This is a genomic window from Acinetobacter sp. ANC_7588 (assembly GCF_056783995.1).
The window spans coordinates 247,612-263,615 of record NZ_JBWYIU010000002.1; the positions used below are offsets into that span (position 1 = coordinate 247,612).

General features: G+C 37.3%; 22 protein-coding genes. 10 read left to right on the forward strand and 12 right to left on the reverse strand.

Annotated features, from left to right (window positions below; all coding sequences use genetic code 11):
* The first annotated feature begins 1 nt into the window (after position 1).
* From AC1M9J_RS03480 to lysC, 4 genes are read left to right on the forward strand one after another with little or no spacing between them, the layout of a single operon-like run.
* A complete protein-coding gene (locus AC1M9J_RS03480) occupies positions 2 to 313 on the forward strand; it encodes a phage holin family protein (RefSeq protein WP_481951899.1) in 312 nt (103 codons plus the stop codon).
* Positions 279 to 863: an N-acetylmuramidase family protein gene (locus AC1M9J_RS03485; protein WP_481951900.1), complete on the forward strand. Its 585-nt coding sequence runs from the start codon at positions 279 to 281 to the stop codon at positions 861 to 863. Before AC1M9J_RS03480 ends, AC1M9J_RS03485 begins: the two co-directional genes overlap by 35 nt.
* The gene (locus AC1M9J_RS03490) at positions 863 to 1,261 is read left to right on the forward strand and encodes a hypothetical protein (protein WP_481951926.1); all 399 of its coding nucleotides are present in this window, start codon (positions 863 to 865) and stop codon (positions 1,259 to 1,261) included. The genes AC1M9J_RS03485 and AC1M9J_RS03490 overlap by 1 nt, the downstream gene beginning before the upstream one ends.
* Positions 1,197 to 1,397, forward strand: a complete 201-nt coding sequence (lysC, locus tag AC1M9J_RS03495; protein WP_481951923.1) for an Rz1-like lysis system protein LysC — start codon at positions 1,197 to 1,199, stop codon at positions 1,395 to 1,397. Before AC1M9J_RS03490 ends, lysC begins: the two co-directional genes overlap by 65 nt.
* A gap of 431 nt (positions 1,398 to 1,828) precedes the next feature.
* Here lysC and AC1M9J_RS03500 read toward each other — a convergent pair whose 3' ends face one another.
* Both AC1M9J_RS03500 and AC1M9J_RS03505 read right to left on the reverse strand, forming a co-directional pair.
* Entirely contained in the window at positions 1,829 to 2,053 is a 225-nt protein-coding gene (locus AC1M9J_RS03500; protein ID WP_481590017.1) for a hypothetical protein, read from the reverse strand.
* 65 nt (positions 2,054 to 2,118) lie between these two features.
* Positions 2,119 to 2,304 (reverse strand): hypothetical protein, encoded by a 186-nt coding sequence (locus AC1M9J_RS03505; protein ID WP_481597078.1) that lies wholly within the window; start codon positions 2,302 to 2,304, stop codon positions 2,119 to 2,121.
* Positions 2,305 to 2,909: 605 nt separating this feature from the next.
* Here AC1M9J_RS03505 and AC1M9J_RS03510 point away from each other — a divergent pair.
* Positions 2,910 to 4,073, forward strand: a complete 1,164-nt coding sequence (locus AC1M9J_RS03510) for an MFS transporter (protein WP_481951924.1) — start codon at positions 2,910 to 2,912, stop codon at positions 4,071 to 4,073.
* 4 nt (positions 4,074 to 4,077) lie between these two features.
* Here the strand turns inward: AC1M9J_RS03510 and AC1M9J_RS03515 are convergent, their stop codons facing one another.
* Complete coding sequence (locus AC1M9J_RS03515) at positions 4,078 to 5,544, reverse strand: GGDEF domain-containing protein (protein ID WP_481607350.1); 1,467 nt, start codon at positions 5,542 to 5,544, stop codon at positions 4,078 to 4,080.
* Between the two features lie 252 nt (positions 5,545 to 5,796).
* On the opposite strand from AC1M9J_RS03515, the gene AC1M9J_RS03520 reads away from it, so the two are divergent.
* Positions 5,797 to 6,279 (forward strand): hypothetical protein, encoded by a 483-nt coding sequence (locus AC1M9J_RS03520; RefSeq protein WP_035270703.1) that lies wholly within the window; start codon positions 5,797 to 5,799, stop codon positions 6,277 to 6,279.
* Positions 6,280 to 6,362: 83 nt separating this feature from the next.
* On the opposite strand, the gene accC is transcribed toward AC1M9J_RS03520, so the two are convergent.
* From accC to AC1M9J_RS03545, 5 genes are all read right to left on the reverse strand, one after another.
* Positions 6,363 to 7,727, reverse strand: coding sequence for an acetyl-CoA carboxylase biotin carboxylase subunit (gene accC, locus AC1M9J_RS03525; RefSeq protein ID WP_035267832.1), 1,365 nt, complete (start codon positions 7,725 to 7,727; stop codon positions 6,363 to 6,365).
* 15 nt (positions 7,728 to 7,742) lie between these two features.
* Positions 7,743 to 8,162 (reverse strand): acetyl-CoA carboxylase biotin carboxyl carrier protein, encoded by a 420-nt coding sequence (gene accB, locus AC1M9J_RS03530; RefSeq protein WP_035267829.1) that lies wholly within the window; start codon positions 8,160 to 8,162, stop codon positions 7,743 to 7,745.
* 18 nt (positions 8,163 to 8,180) lie between these two features.
* Positions 8,181 to 8,636, reverse strand: coding sequence for a type II 3-dehydroquinate dehydratase (gene aroQ, locus AC1M9J_RS03535; protein WP_035267826.1), 456 nt, complete (start codon positions 8,634 to 8,636; stop codon positions 8,181 to 8,183).
* A gap of 236 nt (positions 8,637 to 8,872) precedes the next feature.
* Positions 8,873 to 10,204, reverse strand: coding sequence for a Y-family DNA polymerase (locus AC1M9J_RS03540; RefSeq protein WP_481597080.1), 1,332 nt, complete (start codon positions 10,202 to 10,204; stop codon positions 8,873 to 8,875).
* Between the two features lie 28 nt (positions 10,205 to 10,232).
* Positions 10,233 to 10,850, reverse strand: coding sequence for a LexA family protein (locus AC1M9J_RS03545; RefSeq protein WP_257219868.1), 618 nt, complete (start codon positions 10,848 to 10,850; stop codon positions 10,233 to 10,235).
* Between the two features lie 152 nt (positions 10,851 to 11,002).
* Between AC1M9J_RS03545 and AC1M9J_RS03550 the strand changes: the two genes are divergently transcribed.
* A complete protein-coding gene (locus tag AC1M9J_RS03550; protein ID WP_035267817.1) occupies positions 11,003 to 11,353 on the forward strand; it encodes an immunity protein Imm33 domain-containing protein in 351 nt (116 codons plus the stop codon).
* On the forward strand, positions 11,353 to 11,724 hold the full coding sequence (locus AC1M9J_RS03555; protein ID WP_481595286.1) for a hypothetical protein: 372 nt from the start codon (positions 11,353 to 11,355) through the stop codon (positions 11,722 to 11,724). The genes AC1M9J_RS03550 and AC1M9J_RS03555 overlap by 1 nt, the downstream gene beginning before the upstream one ends.
* Positions 11,725 to 11,971: 247 nt before the next feature.
* Here the strand turns inward: AC1M9J_RS03555 and AC1M9J_RS03560 are convergent, their stop codons facing one another.
* From AC1M9J_RS03560 to tusD, 4 genes are read right to left on the reverse strand one after another with little or no spacing between them, the layout of a single operon-like run.
* Positions 11,972 to 12,295, reverse strand: a complete 324-nt coding sequence (locus AC1M9J_RS03560; RefSeq protein ID WP_035267814.1) for a TusE/DsrC/DsvC family sulfur relay protein — start codon at positions 12,293 to 12,295, stop codon at positions 11,972 to 11,974.
* Between the two features lie 27 nt (positions 12,296 to 12,322).
* Positions 12,323 to 12,622, reverse strand: coding sequence for a DsrH/TusB family sulfur metabolism protein (locus tag AC1M9J_RS03565; RefSeq protein ID WP_035267811.1), 300 nt, complete (start codon positions 12,620 to 12,622; stop codon positions 12,323 to 12,325).
* A gap of 5 nt (positions 12,623 to 12,627) precedes the next feature.
* On the reverse strand, positions 12,628 to 12,978 hold the full coding sequence (locus tag AC1M9J_RS03570) for a hypothetical protein (RefSeq protein WP_035267809.1): 351 nt from the start codon (positions 12,976 to 12,978) through the stop codon (positions 12,628 to 12,630).
* A 44-nt stretch (positions 12,979 to 13,022) separates the two neighbouring features.
* Positions 13,023 to 13,391, reverse strand: coding sequence for a sulfurtransferase complex subunit TusD (tusD, locus tag AC1M9J_RS03575; protein WP_035267807.1), 369 nt, complete (start codon positions 13,389 to 13,391; stop codon positions 13,023 to 13,025).
* Positions 13,392 to 13,462: 71 nt separating this feature from the next.
* Here tusD and AC1M9J_RS03580 point away from each other — a divergent pair, with 71 nt between their 5' ends.
* Both AC1M9J_RS03580 and fumC read left to right on the forward strand, forming a co-directional pair.
* The gene (locus tag AC1M9J_RS03580; RefSeq protein ID WP_481609641.1) at positions 13,463 to 14,464 is read left to right on the forward strand and encodes an NAD-dependent epimerase/dehydratase family protein; all 1,002 of its coding nucleotides are present in this window, start codon (positions 13,463 to 13,465) and stop codon (positions 14,462 to 14,464) included.
* Positions 14,465 to 14,574: 110 nt separating this feature from the next.
* On the forward strand, positions 14,575 to 15,969 hold the full coding sequence (gene fumC / locus AC1M9J_RS03585) for a class II fumarate hydratase (RefSeq protein WP_481951925.1): 1,395 nt from the start codon (positions 14,575 to 14,577) through the stop codon (positions 15,967 to 15,969).
* Positions 15,970 to 16,004: the final 35 nt, after the last annotated feature.

A 16,004-nucleotide genomic window follows, 5' to 3' on the forward strand; every position in this document is an offset into this window, starting at 1 on the left:
TATGGATGACTTAAAATTAGTCATTGCGTCACTTGAGCCATTTTATACAGCCATTGCGTCATTCGTGATGGCTTTTTTAATGGCGATTTTTCGCACGGCTAGAAAACACGGCAAGGCAGACTGGCTTGAAGCTTTTATGTGTGGCTTATTTGCCATCGGCGCTTGGTCGGTAATGACTTGGTTTGGAATACCTGAAATTGTTGCGGTGGGTGTTTCATCCGCAATTGGTTTCAAAGGTACTCACTACGTTAGTGATAAAATTGATAAGGTTGATTTAAATGTCAAAAAAGATAACAACCCAACAAATTCATAATCATGCTGCATTGCTTGGCGTTGAATATGCTGCTTTGCGTGCGGTAATTGAGATTGAATGCAAAAGCTCTGGGTTCAATAGTGATGGCACGCCAGTCATCCTTTATGAGCGTCATGTTTTCTATCAACGATTACGCGCAATAAACTGGCTATCAAAATCTGTGGAATGGTCTAAAACACATCCCGACCTATGCAATCCTATTTCTGGTAATTATGGCAAGTTTTCACAGCAACACAGCAAACTTGAGCGAGCATCAAAACTGAATCGTGAAGTAGCACTAGAATCGTGTTCTTGGGGTTTAGGGCAAGTCATGGGCTATCATTGGAAAGCTTTAGGGTATGCATCACTACAAGCATTCATTAATGCAATGTATAAGGATGAAGAATCACAGCTTGAAGCAATGTGTCGTTATATTAAAGTCAATGGATTGATTGATAAGCTTAAACGTAAAGACTGGAAGGGTTTTGCGCGTGGCTATAACGGTCCAGCATATGCGAAAAATAGTTACGACACAAAACTTGCAAATGCTTATAAGAAGTGGGGTGGTTAATGATAAAAACCTTCATCGCCAAATTTTATGAAGCCGTCATTATTGCTCTGACGGCTTTTTTATTACTCACACTTATTGGGCTTGGAATTCAGTCATGGCGTGTAAGTCACTGGCAAAATAAATTTAATGGCGCTGATGCCGAATGTGTCGAGCGAATAAACAAAGTTAATGAAGCCTACCAAAGCGCTTTAGAGGCTTGGAAAGCAAAAGTATTCATTGTTGAAAATGAACTCGAAGCCGAACGCAACAACATCAAAATTGAATTTAGAGATATTCGACATGAGACTCAAAAAATCATTACTGACCGCATTTACACTGATTGCAAGTTTACTGATGACGGCTTGCGTATCGCCCAAACCGCCATCGCTACCGCAAATTCCAGCAAGCCTATTGACTGATTGCCAAGATTTAAAGCAATTGGAGGCTGGCGAAATGGGTGAGGCATTAATTTGGATTGTTGATACTTCTGAGCAATACGCAGATTGTAGAGCTAAAGTTAAAGCATTTATTAAAATCCATCAGCCCTCTAAATGAGGACTAATTTATTTAAATATAATAAAATTTTTAAAGTACAGTTTTCTGCCTGATTCACTATCTATTAATTTATATACATATAAATCATAATTATTCCTATGCTTTAAATCATATACATTTTGTTTGTAATCACCATCGAGCATTAATTTTCTGAAATATAAATTACGTTTTAAATCGAATGCACTTAGAATTTTTTTCATTTGCGACCTCTATCTCTATATACCTTGTGTAGATGACTTTCCAGAACCCAAATATCACCATCGATGACAACTTTATTGCCATCGTAAAGAGATAAATTCTGGCCATAAAAATCCGTAATGTTATTTAGTTTCCCTTGATAATTATAGTTTGCCCAAGCACATCTACGATCACTGTGGTTTGACTCTTTGTGAAAAACGAGGATTACTTGAGGGTATTTAATCATCATGAGTTTAATTCTCGGCACTAATATAATCTGGTATTTCAACAAAGTAAGCTTGATTAGTAGCAATGCTTACCCATTGCAACGTCCCGATTTTATTAATGAGTTTAATATTATTGTTATCGTATAAGCTGATTAATACATTATTATCATCAAAAAACCCAACATATTGAATAGCTGGATTTCTGTGAAAGTTTTCATACATTTTATGGACTTTAACTTTAACAATATTCATTATTTATCCTAATCACCTAAAAGGAGTTAAACCTTTTAAATGATTTAAGAATTCTGAGTTATAAGTTATTTTTTAACTTCAACCTCAGTATGCTCTTTCGGAGCATCTTTAGTTTGTCTGTTCTCAGCATTTAATTGCTGTTCCTTATTTTTTTCTTGCTGAGCTTTTTGCGTATTATCGCCTGCAGGATTTGATTGTTGCTGGTTCTGTTGCTGGGTTTTAGAGTCACTTGACTTTGTGAAATTTGACATAATGATTGTCCTTGAATTGTCAATAGTATTATCGACAAACTCAGCATGTGCCTTATATTTATTAATAGATACCCTGAATATGTATCAAGATTTATAGTTTTAGAAATATTTATTATGAGTGCCTGATATTAATCGATTATTAATATAATATTTAAATTAATATATTTGTAATTTATAAAAACTCTTACTCATGCATTGTCATAAATTTTTACATTAGCAATTTAGCAATAATCTCCTCATCAAACTCTATTACCCCAGTCTAGTGCGACTCAATCTATAGATTGAAATTTTTTCAATACTTTGCAAGTTATACTATCCGCTGAATTCTCAAAAAAGAGAAATAGCAAAATTGGGTAGGAAACCTTATAGGTAAAGTATAAAATTTCTTTAGTAACTTACTAACAATTAATTCTGATGAAAATGATCACAGAATTATTTTCTAAGACGTAAATATCTTCAGTCTACAAAAAATGAAGAGTCTACAAAAAAATAAATTTGTAGACTGATTTGTAGACTGATGAAGTGCAATTGCACCTAAGTGGTAACAAATGTATGCAACTATTAAATAGTATTAAGTCATTGAAAATACAGGTAATTGCAATATGATACAAGCGTTGCCAATTAAAACAACACTAGGTGGATTCTACTTTTTCTACTATGCGATTGTCGGTACCTTCATGCCGTATTGGAGTCTATATCTGTTAGATCAGGGATTTAGCTTTTTAGAGATTGGGTGGCTTAGTGCAATTGCAATCATGACACGTTTTTTTGCGCCGTTTATTTGGGGTTGGGTGGCGGATAAAACGGGTAAAAGAATGCTATTGGTGCGAATCGCAACATGGATGGAAGCGAGTATATGGTTCCTCATTTTTATTATACCCAATAATTTTCAATCAATTGCCTTGTTAATGTTGATCTTCAGCTTTTTTCAAAATGCGATACTTGCTCAATTTGAAGGCGTTACATTATTTTGGTTAGGCGAAAAACGAAATGAATTTTATGGCAAAGTGAGAAAATGGGGATCGATTGGGTTTATTGTTGGTGTTTTCTTTATTGGTCTAATTCTTGAAATTATTGATATTCAATATCTCCCGATTTTATTACTGAGTATTTCATTTCTAGCGTTCTTATGGTCATTTACAGTAAAAGAACCGAAGGGCGCACCAAAAGCCCAAAAAACACTTGAATCCATTATTCCAGTTTTAAAACAACCAGTTGTGAAAGCAATTTTCTTAATTGAGTTCATTATGTTGTTTGCTCAAGCACCATTCTATAGTTTTTATAGCAATTACTTACAGTCATCTGGATTTAGTACCACAGCAACAGGATTTCTTTGGTCAACAGGTGTTATTGCTGAAATCATGATGTTTGCCTATGCATCATTTTTTTTAAATCGTTTTACATGGCGTCAGTTGGTTGCGATCTGTTTATGGATGACTGGGCTTAGGTTTTTGATTGTTGGTTTATTTCCTGAAAGTTTTGTTCTCCAATTTCTCTCCCAGACAATGCATGCATTCAGTTTCGGTTTATTTCACTTATTGGCGATGCGCATTATTTTTGAGCACTTTTCTGCTGGGCAGCAGGGTAGAGCTCAAGCTTTGTATAGTACGATGTGGGGCTTGGGTGTGGCATCTGGAAGCGTATTGGCAGGACAATATTGGGAGCTGATTTCTGGCAGCTATATTTTTATCATTGCAGGAGCTTCAACGTTGATTGGTTTCATATTTTTATCCGCTTTACCAAATCTCAAGCCCACTGAAGCAAGATAGTGACTTATGATGTTTGAGTAAATAGTAATTGCGGATCCACGCATAATCTATTTCGTCCTTCAGATTTCGCTTGATAAAGGGCAACATCTGCACGATTAATCAATTGTTGGAATGGGGTGCCAGACGGAAGTTGTTGATAACTTAAACCTATGCTTACACTAATATTGAGATGTTGATTTTGCCTGATCATAATCGGTGTTTCTGCCACGCGGTCGCATATACGCTGTGCGATTTCAATGCAGGCCGGTAGGTTACTATCTTTAATTAAGATGGCAAATTCTTCACCGCCAACTCTACCGAATAAATCATTTGATCTAATTTGAGATCTGACGATATTGCTAAAGTCTTTGAGAACAATATCACCTATTTCATGTCCATATTGATCATTAATTTTTTTAAAGTGGTCAATATCGAGTAGTAGAATAGACACGCTGTGAATATTGGATTTCGCCTCCCTATGAGTTGAGTCTATCGTCTTTTCGCTTTCTTCATAAAAATATCGGCGATTCATAGTCGTTGTTAAACTGTCATGGTTCGCTAAATATAATATTTGGTGATATAGCTTTTGGCGATTCAAACTAATAATTGATAATGTTAGTGGGCCTAAAGCCAGCATGAAAAGACCGATGCGAACAGACAGTGTTGTCGAAATAAATGCTTCTGGAGATTCTGTTAGATAATATGCACTTAAGCTGTTGTATAAGAACATACATACAAAGCAGTTGATGATTGCAACCAACAATAAATTGTAGGTTAATGCTGCCCAGATGAGTGCTCCGATCGGGAACATGATGGCGCCAGGGCCAATAAAAAAGTGAGTTAGAATTACAGATACAACGACAAATATGAAAGGTAAGACAAAGGGCAAACTTAAACGTTGATTTTTTTGATTTACAAAATATTGTTGAACTGTAGTTTTGTTTGGTAATGCGAGAACAATAGGTAAAAAAGCGACAAAGTTAAGAATTTCACCACTCCACCACATGCCAAAATCAACCCAAATACGGCTGAGCTCCATAAAGCTGTTAGGAACATAAGGGATGGTTAAAATCGCAAAGGTTGGGCTCGCTAGGCACCCTCCAAAAGCACTAATTAAAAATAAGTAAACAAATGTAAGACCTTTATTGAATTCTTGATAATTGATTTTTAACCGGTTCAGTAGGTATAAGGTCACTAATGGGTTTAGCAAGTTAGCAAGAGTTAACAACCAAGTAAGTTGTAAAGTGTTGCCAGTACCTAGGTCTGCAAGCATATACCCAGAAAAGGCCCCAAGCCAGCCACCAAGATTATTGAGATAACTAAATCTTAAAAAAAGACCAAGTAGTACGGCATTTGCAGGCCAGAAAATTGCAAGAAATGAGAGAGGTCGACCAAGTATTCCAGCCAAAGCACAAAGTGTAATGATGAGCATGACAATCAAAAAAGATTGTGCATTGTTTTTAATCAGCTCTGTTCGTATCCATATGGTCATACTTAACGTATATTCCCTTGCATAAAATCTTATATTTTTAAGCTTTCTGTGAGGTATAGAATGAATATTATTCTGATAAGAATATATTTTTGGACTAATAAATCAATAGATCGCATTAAACTGCTGATGATTTAAAGTTCATCAATAGGGAATTCATTTTCTTATATAAAATTGTTCTTATCACGTTAATTCTATGAGTTTTCTTGCTGAAATGTGCTAATTTAGCTCTAAACGTTGACCTATAGATGTTGTATGAAAAAAACAGTTTTTTTTGCACCTTTACTTTTATTAATGACGTCTTTTTCTTCTGCCGATCAAAATGTCCAAGCGCAAGCTAAAGGTGCTGATTTACAACAGCCTGAAAATAATATTCGAATCAACATGCGCCCAGAAATTTTAGGTTTATGGGGAATGGAAATTCCAAATAATAAAAAATGTGTTGAGTATTATAATTTCCGTGGTAACAATGAGGTGGTCGTGAATAGTGCTAAAGAGTGGTCTGTCGGTTTATTTGAGTATCAACCATCTCAAGACAGCTCTTCGGGCTTGTTGCCTACCTTGGTCATGCAAGTCAATTATGAGAACAACGAAAAAGACTGCTCTGGTAATCAAGTAGATCAGGCAGGAGATTTGTCTCAATATTTTGTAAAATGGGACAATCCGAATCAAATCAATTTCTGTGCATCTGAAAAGGGTGGACAATGTTTTGCAAAACTTAATCGTATATTGCCTTAAGCTAAAATCTTTGCAGTCTATTCTTCAATAATAAAAAAGCCTCTTGAAAAAGAGGCTTTTTTATTCATCTTGTAAAGCTGTAATTACTCAGCTTCGCTATGTCCTTGTACCTGTTTCAACAAATGTTTCTCTAAGTAGTGAATATCCATAGCCTGTTCTGCAAAGTTCTTATCTTCAAGGATGAGATCTTTGTGTAGCGGAATATTGGTTTTGATTCCAGTTAAGATCATTTCATCTAAGGCTTGTTTCATACGAGCCAAAGCGGTTTCGCGATCTTTACCATGTGCGATTAATTTAGCAATCATCGAATCATAGTAAGGTGGAATGCTATAACCTGGATAGATATGAGAATCTAAACGGATGCCTGCACCACCAGGTGTGTAGAATTGCTCGATTTTACCTGGTGATGGAAGGAAGGTGGTTGGATCTTCTGCATTAATACGGCATTCAATTGCATGACCGTGTACTTTGATTTGATCTTGTTCTAGATTTAAACCAAGACCAGCGGCTACACGAAGCTGTTGTTCAATAATATCGACACCCGTTACCATTTCAGTCACAGGATGTTCTACTTGAACACGTGTATTCATCTCAATAAAGAAGAACTCACCATCTTCAAATAAGAATTCGAACGTGCCTGCGCCACGATACTGCATTAATTCGCATGCTTTTACGCAAGCTGCTAAAATTTCAGCACGAGCTTCTTCTGGAAGGTTCGGAGCAGGAGCTTCCTCAAGAACTTTTTGATGACGACGTTGTAATGAACAGTCACGATCATATAAATGTACGGCGTGACCATTACCATCGCCAATCACCTGTACTTCAACATGGCGTGGCTTTTGAAGGAAACGTTCCATGTAAACCGTATCATCACCGAACCACATTTCAGCATCACGTTGAGCTGCTTGTACAGACTCCAACAGTGTATCAACACGTTCAACAATTCGCATACCGCGACCGCCACCACCAGCAGCAGCTTTAACGATAAGTGGGAAGCCAATCTCTTTTGCTTCGGCCAAGGCATTGTTTGGTGTTACAGCATGAGCTGAACCTGGAACGGTTGGTACACCAGCTTTACGCATCGCCATAATCGCTGACACTTTATTCCCCATAAGGCGAATATGTTCAGGACGTGGACCAATAAAGATAAAACCAGAACTTTCTACAATCTCAGCAAATTCAGCATTTTCTGATAAAAAGCCATAACCTGGATGAATTGCATCTGCACCAGTCACTTCCGCTGCTGTAATAATTGCAGGAATATTTAGATAACTTTCGCTACTTGCACCAGGACCAATACAAACGGCTTCATCAACAAAGCGTAAATGCATGAGGTCTTTATCGGCATCCGAGTAGATACCGACTGTTTTAATACCGAGTGTTTTGCAAGCACGTGTAATACGCAGTGCAATTTCACCTCGGTTGGCAATGAGAACTTTTTGCAACATACCAACCCCCAACGATTACGCGCGGTAGCGGAATAAAGGTTGACCGAATTGGATTACATCACCATTTTTAACTAAAATTTCTTCAATCACACCACTTTGAGTTGCCTCAATTGGGTTCATGATTTTCATTGCTTCAATAATTCCAAGCGTTTCGCCTGCTGAAACAGTTTGTCCTACATTTACAAATGGTGCTTCGCCTGGACTTGGTGCAGCATAGAACACGCCAACCATTGGTGAGGTTTCAACAGCACCACGAGAAGCTGGTTTCACAACTGGAGCTTCTGGCGCAGCAGATTGTATTGGTGCAACACCAGCGGCTACGATAGGATTACGACGCGCTAAAGCAATGGATTGATCACCTTCTTTTACTTCAATAGATTGAAGATCCGATTCAATCATTAAGTCGATGAGCTTTTTAATTTTGCGAATATCCATGAATTCGTATTCCTAAGGTTAAAGATGTGTAGAAGTTTGAATTTTTTGCACGGCATGAGTTAATGCAAATGAATAACCCTGTGCGCCTAGTCCACAAATGACACCGACAGCTTTATCTGAGAGATAAGAGTGGTGTCTAAATGCTTCACGTGCGTGAACATTTGAAAGGTGAACTTCAATAAATGGGATCGCAACACCTAATAGGGCATCACGTACTGCTACTGAGGTGTGGGTCAGTGCAGCAGGATTGATGATGATAAATTTTATACCATCAATTTGGGCTTGATGAATTCGGTCGACAATGGCACCTTCCCAATTGCTTTGGAAGGTTTCAAGTTGAATTGAACTTTCTTGAGCTTGCTGTATGAGTTGATGATTGATATCGTCTAAAGTTAAATGTCCGTAAACTTCAGGTTCTCGCTTTCCTAGCAAATTTAAATTTGGTCCATGTATGACCAAAATGGTCGAACTCATGAAGACAGCTCCAATATGAAAGTTGCAATATAACCTTGCAAGATGTCTGCAAAGTTTGCATATTATGGCATGTTTTTAAGCTTTTCATTTATATTTTGTTTCAAAAATAGCAAAAAAACAATGTCGTCAATGAGCTGTATTTTGAGAACTTTGCAGTCAATTGGCAATGTTAAAAAATTACATTTTTCTTTTAATTCTTCGAGTCTGCTATTTTAAACCGAATTGACCAAAAGTATTCATTTGTTTTGTGTAACCGCCATATGTGAGTCATCAATAGTCAGCATTTCTGACCATGAGGTGGTATAGCGTGGAGAGTGGTGCAATTGCTTCATTTTCCATTGTTGTTGATTGGTATGATAGCCCACTTGAATACAATGCTTTCCAAAGCGGTTTTTCATAGCGCCAATTGTTGTCATGAGTGAATCTCGCTGCTGGATTAAATCATGAGGCTGCCAAAGGTCATGTGTATGTGTTTTTTTAGCACTCAAAGCAGAAAACATGACGGAAACTTTTACATAACGTATATTTTCTTTAAATAAAACATCAATTTGCTGTTGTGCTGCATGGGTCAGGATTAATAAATCATCCGTCGGATATTCCAAACCAATTACATGAGAATGTGATTTCTTGAATGGTTTTACTGGAATTTTTTCATAAAGAGACACATGGACACAGGCGCATAATTGTTCTTGCTTGGTTAAACGCTCATGAGCCCGACTTAAATGAAAAATCATGGCTTGCTTGATTAATGCTTTATCCTTTAATGCTGATGCAAAACTTCGTGATGCTAAGATTCGTTTAGACGGTAAATCAGGATCTTCTAGTGAAATACAGGATTGACCTTTTAGCTCACGAATGGTACGCCCCATGAGCACTGAAAACTGCTTCATCAAATAGTGTTCATTGGCAAAAGTTAAGTCATAGCAATTATAAATACCGTAACTTTCAAGTTGTTTACTAATTTTTCGACCTACGCCCCAAATTTCCGATACTGAGGTTTCTATAAGTAATTGATCAAAACTGCATGGATCCAAATCCAATAAAGAACACACTCGGTTAAAACCAGAACGTTTTTTGGCAAAGTGATTGGCGAGTTTAGCTTGTGTTTTACTGTAACCAATCCCGATACAACAAGGTAAACCGATCCATTGTTGAATACGGTCGACTAATTCTCGACAAAATTTTTCTAAATCAAAAAGATTTTGATAATGTGTTAGACGAATAAAACATTCATCAATTGAATAGGGCTCTAAATCTGAATCTGCATGAAAGTGTTGCTCTAAAATAGTGAAAAAACGACTAGACATATCGCCGTAGAGGGCATAGTTGCTTGAGAATACTTTAACACCAGCTTTAAGCATATCTTTTTCAATTTCATACCATGGCACGGCCATGCCAATATTGAGAGCTTTCGCTTCCTCACTACGGGATACGACACAACCATCGTTATTACTTAAAACAACGACCGGTTGACCATTTAAACTTGGATTAAATACACGCTCACAACTGACATAGCAGTTATTAATATCAATGAGCGCAAAAATCTCTTGATGATAAATATTTTGCATAGGAGTAGGGTGAACTGCTTAGATCAATTTATTTCAGTTTTTTTAAAATACAAGTCACTACACCCCAGACCATGATTTGTTCTTCGCTACGAGGATAGATGTCAGGGTAGTCTGGATTCTCGGCTTTTAACCATAAAAGGATCGTTCCATCATTTTGTTTTTCTAACATTAATCTTTTTACTGTAAATTCATTATTAATCAGTGCCAAGACGATATCACCATGTTCTGCATTCAAACTCCGGTCAATCAAGATTTGATCACCAACTTCAATCCCTGCATTTTTCATTGATAAAGAATTTACGCGTAGTATAAAAGTAGATGCTACGTTGTGAACCAAGTATTCATTTAGATCAATATGTCCTTCTACATAATCTTGTGCTGGGGAAGGGAAGCCTGCTGCCACAGATTCAATAGGATAGGCGATTTTTAAACGTGTTCTAAATTGGATTGGTGAAATTTCAATTTGTTGATTGAAATCATCTTCAGGTCGTATTTTTAACCATTCTTTAATTTGAATCACTTTTGATTCAGGAACACGCATTACTACTGTTTTTTCTGAAAACTGTGATTTTCGACCTGCATTGGCACGTTTACCACCATGTAGAGAAGCGGTATTTGTTGCTGAAATATTTGAATTGCTGCTCATATGAAATTCCCCCCATTTAATCTTGAATATGTAACAAAATCAAGATAGCAAAAAAAACATTGTAAAAACAGATTGTTTCGTCGGATTGATTGTGCTTATACGACACTATGCTTAAAATTAGGTCTGAATTTATGATGAAAATGGAATCATCCATGTTGCAAGATTTTATTGAAGAGCAAAAATTAGTCTGTGAGGAGTTTGATTCTGCTTACATCAAAGTGAATGAAGATGATGTTGTTGCTGTGGCTAAGCATACTTTAGATCAAGAGCCAATCGTCGGTTTGCGTAATAAGCCTGAACCAGGTGAGAAAGTGGCATGGTTTATTTATGGTGGTGAATTAGGCGAGGGCGAAGATTTTTTTGAGACGATGACGGTGAAAGAGCTTGAAGAAATTTTACCCGATGCCATTCCATTTCTTGCATTGGAAACAGGTTTCCGTTTTATGATTGATCGAGATGATTATGAGGATGTTTGGAAAGCTGAGCCTGATTTAGGAATCTAATGCGCATGTTATGGGTGAGGTTGATTTTTGTAGGTTTAAGTTTTTTTGTATCACAACAGGTTGTAGCGAATGATTTGATTGATGCACAACAGATGGTGTATCAGCAAAAACTGGATCATGAAATGCAGCTGATCGAACAAACCAAGCAGATTTTAGATGATGAACACAGTACAGCCACACCGATGGAGCAACAACTTGCTTTATGTGGAAGGTTAAAGGCCTATCTAAACATTGTTGGTTTAGCAGACGAGTTTATTCAAGTTGAACAAGCACATGTAATGAAACGTATTGCGCAATTTTATTTAAATCAGCAATCTACGAGTTTTCAACAATCGGGCATGACAATTGATGATTGGTGTAGCGCAAACTAGCAAATTTGTCAGATATTGATATGAATTTGGACTGAATTGATAACTCGAACTTTATTATAATTTTTTGCGTTGAGTTGACGTATTCCAATTTCCCTGATTGACACGCGACATCTTAACCATCATTAGTCTAGGTGATGTCTAAACCCGCTGCATAGCGGGTTTTTTAATGTCTATTTCACTGATTAATTCATTTTTTAAAGCTACGAACTGACTCGATATGCTATGTAAATCAAAAAGTAGTTTTGGTTTACAGACAATTGGCAGGCTTTGGTATTCCGGCTAATCGACTTAGATGGCGAGCAACTAGGCCTGTTTTAAACTTTTCTTGCAATACTGCATTATCAATGTCAGCGCTGACGTGTTTCATTAAAAATTTGATTAAGGGACGAGTTGCAGGAGAATGACCAAATTGAGCGTAGAACTGACGCACCGCATGCAATACTTCGAAATGCCAAGCTGTTAGCTCAAGCTCGAGCGTATTCGCGAGTACTTGCGCTACATTTTCATTCCAAATGGTATAGTCAACTAAATGACCATCTTGATCGAGTTCAAGGGATAATTCAGTGGTCATGGTAAAACCTAAGTCAATAAATTTGTTTTATTTAAGGCTAATACAGCGTGTAAAGCCCAGAATGATATCTGCAAAAGTGGTGTAATCAATCACTTCAATTTGAAAATACTCGCCGTTCAATAGATGCGAAGGTAATAACTCAGCATCTCGATCTAAAACGTAGACCTTGTTTTGAATCGTAAGTACAGATGGTGTAAACAATGCCAACACCGCATCCCCCATAAGCACTAAAGCATCATTAGTATCCAGTGTTTTTTGAACCTGTTGAATACAATGTTCAGTATTTGCAAATTGAGATTGTATTAAATAAAGCGTTTTATCGGTCATATGAGTTACCAATACAGCACATGGTCAAAGCTTTGAATTAACTCTTTATTAAATTCAATAAATTTAATTTCATGCGTAGTATGTTGAACAAAGGGATTATCTTGTTGATTGGATTCAACCAAAATAGGGCTTAGATCGTAAAACTCAAAGCTATCGACGAGGTTGGAAGCCAGTTTAAACGCATGTTTAATGGGTTCGAAGCTTAATTCGGAACGGAGTAAACTTAAGGCTGCGCCTTGCAATAAAACTTTTACTTCAGCGCCAAAAGTTGCTAAAACCATGGTTGCAGAAAGGCTCTCATGAACTTGTAGCGAGTTGAGATTTGATTGGGTTAATATAACCAGTACAGATTTCACACAATTTACCTTTCAATTGCAACAATCAATGAAAAATGAATAATTTAGAATTGAACTAGACGTGCTGAAGATGAGACAGCATCTGCCAATTCACCGAGTCCTACCAGCTGAAAACCTTCGGCCAGATTATGGGACTCAATGTGATGGCGTTGAGCATTTTCAGCATCAGTGATTCCACGTGCTAGGGCAGCACTTACGCAAACAGGAAGTTTGATATTTAATTTTTGCCACTCTTGTGTGAGACTTCTTTGATCATCTGGCGACCACTGTAAGTTGTTTGCAACTTGAACGCCGTCTTGATAAAAGAAAACTCGAAAAATTTCGCCTTTCGCTTGCAATGATTGTGCGAGTCCTAATGCATGCCAAGCATGGATTGAGCTAGGTGCCGAGGTAATTAGTAATAACGTACTCATTTAAAACTTCGCATAGGGTGACCAAACTGAAAATAGCTTGTTCAGGCTTTTAAACAAAAAGGTAGTATACAATGATTTTAGTGACAGGTGGATTAGGCTTTATAGGTTCACACGTTGTTTTAAGCTTATTGGCACATGGTCAAGAAGTCGTCATTGTAGATAATCTTGCCAATGCGAATTTACAAACACTTGAACGTCTTGAATATATTTCTGGAATGTATGTACCTTTTGTAAAGCTAGATGTTAGAAATACGCCTGCTCTGAATAAAGTTTTTGAGCAGTACTCAATCCGTGCTGTTATACATACTGCAGGATTTAAGTCTTTAGAGGAGTCTCGCTTAAAACCGCTTGAATATTATAATGATAATGTCAGTTGCATTATGAGTCTGATGCGTGCAATGCAACGAACAGGTGTACGAACATTATTGCATCTTTCAAGTATGGCGGTTTATGGCACTTCGAGTTTGAATTTAAATGAAGAGCATCCTCTCAATTTTGCCAATCCAAACCCTTATATTAAATCCCAGCAAATGATTGAAGAGATCATCCGTGATACCTCTAAAACGGACGAAGAATGGAGTATTGCGATCCTGAGACTAGCAAATGTAGCTGGTGCTTTTGAACATGGAGTTTTGGGTGAAGTGGTTGCCCCTTTACCTAAAAATATTTTGCCTTTGGTGTTACAAGTCGCAGCCATGCAGCGCGATTCCATTCAATTACAAAAGAATGCCAAGACAAAAGACCAAACGGTTGAACGAAGTTTTGTGCATGTCATTGATGTGTGCGAGGCAGTCATTGCAACTTTAAAGTGGTTATTTAATCAAAGATCAACGTGCGAAGCATTTGATATCGCAGGTCAGCCAAGTTCAATTCAAAACTTGATTAATACTGTAGAAAAAGTGACTGAAACAAAAATTAGAACTGAGGAAACTGATTATGTTTTCCAAGAATTAGATCAAATTGGTTCGAATAGTTTAAAAGCATTTGAATTATTGCAATGGAAAGCACATCGATCACTAGAACAAATGATTGAAGATCAATGGCGATACTATCAAAGCACCTTTAATAATTAAAATGATAATCATTTACATTTATGGTTTTTTTGATTAGCATCAAATCAACGGTGGATCAATCTGAATCAAACATGATTCTTCCAATGAATAGCGAAATATTTGAGGCTGATATGCAAACACGTATAGAACACGACACGATGGGTGATGTAGAAGTACCAAGTGATGCGATGTGGGGGGCTCAAACCCAGCGCAGTTTGCAAAATTTCAAAATTGGCGGTGAGCGACTTCCTCGTGCGATGATCCGTGGTATGGGGCTGGTCAAAAAAGCGGCTGCACTTACCAATGCTGAGTTAAATCAGATTCCTGCTGAATTGGCGAATTATATTGTGGATGCTGCAGAAGAAGTAATCACGGGGCAATGGGACAGTCAATTTCCATTAGTGGTATGGCAAACAGGTTCTGGTACTCAAAGTAATATGAACTGTAATGAAGTCATTGCAAATATTGCGAATCAAAAACTGGGTAATCCGCTTGGAGCACAGAAACCCGTTCATCCAAATGATCATGTTAATCGAGCTCAATCTACAAATGATTCGTTTCCAACAGCGATTCATGTCGCTGCTAGTTTACAGATCAATGAGTTACTGATTCCAGCAGTTCAAGCTTTACGTGAAACTTTACATCAGAAGTCTAAAGAATTTTCAAATATCGTTAAGATTGGGCGTACACATTTACAAGATGCAACGCCGTTAACTTTAGGCCAGGAATTCAGTGGTTATGTATCCCAACTCGATCATGGATTAAAGCGTCTAGAGCAAGCTTTAGAAGGGTTATATGAATTGCCATTAGGAGGTACAGCTGTAGGGACAGGTCTAAATGCTCATCCTGATTATGCTATAAATGCAGCAAAGAAATTGGCTGAGCTTACGGGTTTACCTTTCGTGACTGCACCAAATAAATTTGAAGCACTAGCTGGACGTGATGCTGCAGTATTTGCTTCTGGCGTACTGAAAACACTTGCTGCGAGTTTAAATAAGATTGCCAATGATATTCGTTGGTTAGCGAGTGGTCCTCGTTGTGGTTTTGGGGAGATTCGTATTCCTGAAAATGAACCAGGTTCGAGTATTATGCCAGGTAAGGTGAATCCTACTCAAAGTGAAGCTATGACGATGGTTGTTGCGCAGGTTTTGGGTAATGACACGACGATTAATATCGCTGGTGCTTCAGGTAATTTTGAATTAAACGTTTTTATGCCGGTTATTGCTTATAATTTACTGCAATCAATTCAGCTGCTAGGTGATGCATGTAATAGCTTTAATGAGCATTGTGCTGTGGGGATTGAGCCGAACCAAGATAAGATTGATTATTTCTTGCATAACTCGTTGATGTTAGTGACTGCATTGAATCCTGTGATTGGTTATGAAAACGCGGCAAAAGTTGCTAAGACAGCATATAAGGAAGGTAAAACACTTAAACAAGTTGCTGTAGAGCTGAATTTAGTCACAGCTGAGCAGTTTGATGAAGTCGTTGTACCTGAGAATATGGTTTCACCTAATGTGAAGTGATTTTGATTTGGTGAATTTTATGATTTGAATGTTGA

What these genes read in the sequence shown, in the direction of transcription:
- accB (WP_035267829.1), bottom strand. Translation starts at nt 8,162, where the DNA reads ATGGATATTCGCAAAATTAAAAAGCTCATCGACTTAATGATTGAATCG.
- AC1M9J_RS03485 (WP_481951900.1), top strand. Translation starts at nt 279, where the DNA reads ATGTCAAAAAAGATAACAACCCAACAAATTCATAATCATGCTGCATTG.
- AC1M9J_RS03560 (WP_035267814.1), bottom strand. Translation starts at nt 12,295, where the DNA reads ATGACCACTGAATTATCCCTTGAACTCGATCAAGATGGTCATTTAGTT.
- AC1M9J_RS03520 (WP_035270703.1), top strand. Translation starts at nt 5,797, where the DNA reads ATGAAAAAAACAGTTTTTTTTGCACCTTTACTTTTATTAATGACGTCT.
- AC1M9J_RS03490 (WP_481951926.1), top strand. Translation starts at nt 863, where the DNA reads ATGATAAAAACCTTCATCGCCAAATTTTATGAAGCCGTCATTATTGCT.
- accC (WP_035267832.1), bottom strand. Translation starts at nt 7,727, where the DNA reads ATGTTGCAAAAAGTTCTCATTGCCAACCGAGGTGAAATTGCACTGCGT.
- AC1M9J_RS03515 (WP_481607350.1), bottom strand. Translation starts at nt 5,544, where the DNA reads ATGACCATATGGATACGAACAGAGCTGATTAAAAACAATGCACAATCT.
- AC1M9J_RS03500 (WP_481590017.1), bottom strand. Translation starts at nt 2,053, where the DNA reads ATGAATATTGTTAAAGTTAAAGTCCATAAAATGTATGAAAACTTTCAC.
- AC1M9J_RS03565 (WP_035267811.1), bottom strand. Translation starts at nt 12,622, where the DNA reads ATGACCGATAAAACGCTTTATTTAATACAATCTCAATTTGCAAATACT.
- AC1M9J_RS03540 (WP_481597080.1), bottom strand. Translation starts at nt 10,204, where the DNA reads ATGCAAAATATTTATCATCAAGAGATTTTTGCGCTCATTGATATTAAT.
- tusD (WP_035267807.1), bottom strand. Translation starts at nt 13,391, where the DNA reads ATGAGTACGTTATTACTAATTACCTCGGCACCTAGCTCAATCCATGCT.
- aroQ (WP_035267826.1), bottom strand. Translation starts at nt 8,636, where the DNA reads ATGAGTTCGACCATTTTGGTCATACATGGACCAAATTTAAATTTGCTA.
- AC1M9J_RS03545 (WP_257219868.1), bottom strand. Translation starts at nt 10,850, where the DNA reads ATGAGCAGCAATTCAAATATTTCAGCAACAAATACCGCTTCTCTACAT.
- AC1M9J_RS03505 (WP_481597078.1), bottom strand. Translation starts at nt 2,304, where the DNA reads ATGTCAAATTTCACAAAGTCAAGTGACTCTAAAACCCAGCAACAGAAC.
- fumC (WP_481951925.1), top strand. Translation starts at nt 14,575, where the DNA reads ATGCAAACACGTATAGAACACGACACGATGGGTGATGTAGAAGTACCA.
- AC1M9J_RS03480 (WP_481951899.1), top strand. Translation starts at nt 2, where the DNA reads ATGGATGACTTAAAATTAGTCATTGCGTCACTTGAGCCATTTTATACA.
- AC1M9J_RS03580 (WP_481609641.1), top strand. Translation starts at nt 13,463, where the DNA reads ATGATTTTAGTGACAGGTGGATTAGGCTTTATAGGTTCACACGTTGTT.
- AC1M9J_RS03555 (WP_481595286.1), top strand. Translation starts at nt 11,353, where the DNA reads ATGCGCATGTTATGGGTGAGGTTGATTTTTGTAGGTTTAAGTTTTTTT.
- AC1M9J_RS03550 (WP_035267817.1), top strand. Translation starts at nt 11,003, where the DNA reads ATGTTGCAAGATTTTATTGAAGAGCAAAAATTAGTCTGTGAGGAGTTT.
- lysC (WP_481951923.1), top strand. Translation starts at nt 1,197, where the DNA reads ATGACGGCTTGCGTATCGCCCAAACCGCCATCGCTACCGCAAATTCCA.